A 1,425-nucleotide genomic window follows, 5' to 3' on the forward strand; every position below is an offset into this window, starting at 1 on the left:
GCGGACGGTCCAGGCGCGGACTTCTTCGACACCAGCGGTGAAGTAGGTCTGCAGGTGCAGCATCTCGTAGCCAGCTCGGATCACACGGTTCAGGCCAGGTTCTTCGAGGCCCAGGGCTTCGAGGAACATGTCCTTCTCTTCGCCGTCTTCCAGCTCGGCGATTTCGGCTTCGATCTTGTTGCAGACCGGAACCACCATGGCGCCTTCTTCGTCGGCGATGGCCTTGACGATGTCCAGCAGCGGGTTGTTCTCGAAACCGTCTTCAGCGACGTTGGCGATGTACATGACTGGCTTGGTAGTCAGCAGGTGGAAGCCGCGAATCACTGCCTTGTCGTCGGCGCCCATGTTCTTCATCAGCGTGCGCGCAGGCTTGCCGAGTGTGAAGTGAGCGATCAATTGCTCCAGCAGGCCTTTCTGGACCACGGCGTCCTTGTCGCCACCCTTGGCGTTACGAGCGACTTTCTGCAGTTGCTTTTCGCAGCTGTCGAGGTCGGCGAAGATCAGTTCCAGGTCGATGATCTCGATGTCGCGTTTCGGGTCGACGCTGTTGGAGACGTGAATCACGTTCTCGTCTTCGAAGCAGCGGACCACGTGGGCGATAGCATCGGTTTCACGGATGTTGGCGAGGAACTTGTTGCCCAGGCCTTCACCTTTCGAGGCGCCGGCAACGAGGCCAGCGATGTCGACGAATTCCATGGTGGTCGGCAGGATGCGCTTTGGATTGACGATGGCCGCCAGGGCATCCAGGCGCGGATCCGGCATCGGCACGATACCGGTGTTCGGCTCGATGGTGCAGAAGGGGAAGTTCTCGGCCGCGATCCCGGATTTGGTCAGGGCGTTAAACAGGGTGGACTTGCCGACGTTAGGCAGGCCGACGATGCCGCAATTGAATCCCATGGTGTTTCCCCTCGGATAAGAGTCAGGCCTTCTGGCTGTGCAGGTTTTTCATCGCGCGGTTCCATTCACCGGCGAGGATATCCGGCAGCACGCCGAGGGCAAAGTCGATGCTGGCATCGAGTTTTTCCTGTTCGGCGCGTGGCGCACGACCCAGGACGAAATTTGAAACCATACTGGCAACGCCCGGGTGGCCAATGCCAAGCCGCAAGCGGTGAAAGGTATTCTGATTGCCCAGTTGCGCAATGATGTCGCGCAACCCGTTGTGACCGCCATGGCCGCCGCCCTGCTTGAGCTTGGCAACGCCCGGAGGCAGATCGAGTTCGTCGTGCGCCACGAGGATTTCTTCAGGCTTGATGCGGAAGAAACCCGCCAGAGCTGCTACGGCCTGGCCGCTACGGTTCATGTACGTGGTGGGAATCAGCAGACGAACATCCTGACCCTGATGCGAATAGCGCCCGGTCAGGCCAAAATATTTGCGATCGGCGACAAGGTTGACCCCTTGTGCGTTCGCGATGCGCTCAACAAAAA

2 protein-coding genes are annotated in these 1,425 nt (G+C 59.4%); both read right to left on the reverse strand.

Annotated features, from left to right (window positions below; all coding sequences use genetic code 11):
* The coding region (gene ychF / locus AC1DRJ_RS27630) for a redox-regulated ATPase YchF (RefSeq protein ID WP_477804942.1) at window positions 1-897 on the reverse strand (897 nt) is incomplete at its 3' end.
* Between the two features lie 22 nt (window positions 898-919).
* Window positions 920-1,425: aminoacyl-tRNA hydrolase (gene pth / locus AC1DRJ_RS27635; protein ID WP_477804943.1), on the reverse strand; the 506-nt coding region annotated here is incomplete at its 5' end.

The organism is Pseudomonas sp. P5_B2 (assembly GCF_056400445.1).